Below are 3,637 nucleotides of genomic sequence, written 5' to 3' on the forward strand. Positions count from 1 at the left end.
TAAGGATTTTAGAAAATAGAAGCAATATTGTCAATCAAGATGTCTTAAATGCTCTTGACGCCGAAATACAAGACGATGAAGTGCTTCTTTTTAAGGAACAGTCATTGTGAAATAATGAAAAGATAGTAAATTTAAAATTTATAGTAAATTTATTAAAATACGAATTTGTTAGGAGGGCATAGTAAATTATCAAATTTGCGAAGGCTCTCTATTTTCTACCCACCAGAAGCTTTGAACTGCCTAGCATCAGCCATTTGGCTTCGCGTGGGCCCATAAAAAGCCCCTGCGTCGTGTCTATAAGCTCGACCCGCTCGTAGCCCTGCTCCTTAAGCCGTGCTATGAAAGCATCCATGTCGCCGTAGTTTCCGCGCGAGAAAAGATCGTGGATCGCGAAGATGCCGCCCTTTTTAAGCACGCGGAGCGTCTCTAAAAGCAGCGCCTGGCGGTCCTTGCGCATGATGTTGTGATAGACGTAGTTGCTTGTAACCGCATCGAAGCTGCCGTCCTCAAAGGGCAGCTGCGTGGCGTCGGCCTGCTCGAAGCTGGTGTTTTGCGCCCCTTCGGCGCGCGCGTTAGATTCGCACAGCTGTTTGTTAAAAGACGCGTACTCAAAGCCCCAGCGATCGACGCCTAGCACCGATGCGTGCGGGTTGCGCTTAGCCACGGCGATCGTTAGCGCGCCGCTACCGCAGCCTACGTCCAGCCCGCGCCCGCCCTCGGGTAGATCCACGTATTTTGCCGTACCCTCTACGATCGCGCGCGAGAGCTGGCGCTTGCCGCCGTAATCAAACGCGCGGTACCACACGACGCAGTAGATCGTAAAGCCGACCAAAAACAGCGCCGCTGCGCCGAAAAGTCCCGCAAGAAACCACCTTAGTACGCCGCCTATGAAGGCGCCGCAAACGCCGAAAATCAAAAACAAAACTAACGCCACGCCCGCACCTGCGGCAAATGACGCGATCATGCCCTTAGGTACCCAGTTTTTATAGTCCGGTTTCATCTTCGCTCCTTTTATTAAATTTAATCTCGCGGCGGCAAAGCACGCTGCGGCGAAATTTTAAATTCCGCCCGTAAATTTTAAATTTCGCAGCTCAAAATCCCACTTAAATTTAAACGCACGCTAATAGGCGTATTTAAACTCCGCGTAGTAGTTGCGTCCTGGAGCTGGAGTATAGACGTCTGCGCGTAAATTTTGGTTGTAATTATACTCCTCGTCAAAGACGTTTTTGACTCCGGCGCTTATCAAAAACCCGCTTGCGAAGCGGTACGCAGCACCCAGATCTACGATCGTGCGCGAATCGATCCTATCGTGGTTGGCGTCGTGCGATGATGAGAAATATTTAAAATCGCTCATCAGCGTCAAATTTCTAATAGGCTCGTAATCGAGCCCTAAAACGAACTTGGAGCGCTCCACCAGCGGAACCTGCTTGCCTTTATTCGCGCCGGATTGGATCTTGGCGTCCACATATGAAAAGGTCTCGCTGAGCTTTAAATTTGACAGCAGGCTTTGCTCCGCATACAGCTCCACGCCCTTGCGGCGCGTCTCGTCGATATTGATAAAATGCCAACCGTCGGTGATCGAGCTGCCCAGGGTTTCGTTTACGATCTCGTTTTTCGTATCGGTCCAAAAGATCGTAGCGCTTACGTATTGCCCGTAGATTAGATCTTTAAGACCGATCTCGTAGGTTTTAAAGGTTTCGGATTTGAGGTTATTAAGCACGTAAGGACCGTTGCGACCGAGCTTGTCGATGAGCTGATTAGGGCCTGGGGAGATATAGCCGCGCTCAAATTTAAAATAGACGTTGCCGTCTTTGGAATAATTAAAATTCGGCGTGATCTCAAAAGCATAGTTGTTCTTATGATCGGCTACTCGGGTACTATTTTGCGTCTGCGAGATTATGTTTCCCATCCTTTTTATAGTAGTCGAAACTCTGCGATTTACTTTGTATTCGGCGCGCTCAAACCGACCGCCCGCGCTAAGCGAAAACAGATCGGTGAAATTGTGCTTTTCTAAAGCATAGACCGAGTGGGTAAGCTTTTGCATATCAAAGATCGTAAGCTGCGAAAGGCTCATCATAGGATTCATCGCGGCGTCAAAATTTATCCTGCGAAAGCCCTTGTTTTTGAGATAATCATATCCCGCTATGAACTCGCCGCTGTCGTAGTCGAGCTTGCCCTTTAAATTTGCCCCCTCTTTGCGATCTTTCATCACAAATCCCTGCTGCATGCTCCTGATATCTTGATAATAAGGATGCAGATTCATCTCTATCCGATCGCCGAATTTTACCGCGTAGCTTAGATCAAAATTTGATCGCGTGCTTTTAGTAAAGGTCCTCTCGCCTCCCTGTTGACGACGATCTTTCTTGAGCTCAACAAGCCCTAAACCCGGTACATCATGCGTCCTAGCGCGATAAAAGCTCGGATTAAAAGAGAGGCTTTGATCATCTGAAATTTTATAATTTAGTCCGAACGATGTATAATAGCCTTGCTCTCTTTCGCCCTTGCGGTACCCATGCTGATCAAAGCCCTTTATTGCGGTCTTTAGAAATAGATTTTCGCTCACATTCCCGCCTGCGCCGAAATTTAGATCTTTATAATTATACGACGCGATCTTGGTAGAGACATTGGCGTATGGGTATTTTGCGCCCTTTTTTGTGATGATATTTATCACGCCGCCGCTGGTACCGCTGCCGTAAAGCACGCTACCGCCACCGGGGATGATCTCCACGCGCTCGATATCTTCGATCGGAACTAGATCGATCGGAATGCTCGTCGGCGTCGTGTCGATCATATTGAGCGCGACTCCGTTAAGAAGGACCTTAACGGAGGTATTTGCCTTCTGACCCTGTCCGCGCAGATCGACCGTATCGCCGTGGAAGCTAACCCCCGGCGCTTTTTCTAAAATTTCGCGCAGATCGCGGTATCCGCGGTTTTCCATATCCTCCGCGGTGATAACGGAGACGTTGCGAACCTCGTTTTTAAGCATATCCTCAAAGCCCGTCGCGGTAACTACGATGGTGCCCAGCTTTGTGGCGTTCGCACCGGAAGCGTTTTTAGGAGTTGCGGAATTTACCGCTTGCGCGCTAGGCACGATATTTGCGGACGTAGCGTTGTTTTCGGCCCCGTTTAGTTGCAAGGCGGCGCACAAACTTAGCGCGATCGCTGCATTTGAAAGATAAAATTTCTTAAACATCACTCTCCCCTATTCAAAATTATAATTTTGCGAATGATTTGCAAATGCTATATTATAATTTCTCTTGATTAAATAATAATAAATTTCAAAGATTAAAAATAGATTTTTTAAAATTTAGGCGTAGTTTGGATGAAATTTTGATTTCGAGCGTTTTGCTGGGCGCGATAAAATTTCGATTTTAAATTTAGACTCTTTGGCGGTTTTTATTTCCTAAAGCGGCAAATTTGCAAAGCGGATATAGCTGGAATTTTTAAAATTTAGTCAATCCCTAAAATCATACCCGTCTAAAATGCGCCCAAAAGTATTAAACCTATCTTAGCGCTCATTTTTTATTCCTAAGACTTTTTGATTTTGCTTGCGCATCAATTATTTTTTATCATGGCTCACCCTCTTTAGCCACTCTTTTTCAAAATTTATAATATCTTTCAAGCTTTTTATTCTCTT

The 3,637-nt window shown here is 46.5% G+C and carries 2 protein-coding genes; both read right to left on the reverse strand.

What is annotated here, in order from left to right; translation table 11 throughout:
- Positions 1-208: 208 nt before the first annotated feature.
- On the reverse strand, positions 209-1,000 hold the full coding sequence (locus Q0095_RS09405; protein ID WP_297883267.1) for a class I SAM-dependent methyltransferase: 792 nt from the start codon (positions 998-1,000) through the stop codon (positions 209-211).
- A 120-nt stretch (positions 1,001-1,120) separates the two neighbouring features.
- Complete coding sequence (locus tag Q0095_RS09410) at positions 1,121-3,193, reverse strand: TonB-dependent receptor (RefSeq protein WP_297883268.1); 2,073 nt, start codon at positions 3,191-3,193, stop codon at positions 1,121-1,123.
- Between the last annotated feature and the right edge of the window lie 444 nt (positions 3,194-3,637).

It is taken from the genome of uncultured Campylobacter sp., from assembly GCF_938045535.1.
GTDB lineage: Bacteria > Campylobacterota > Campylobacteria > Campylobacterales > Campylobacteraceae > Campylobacter_B.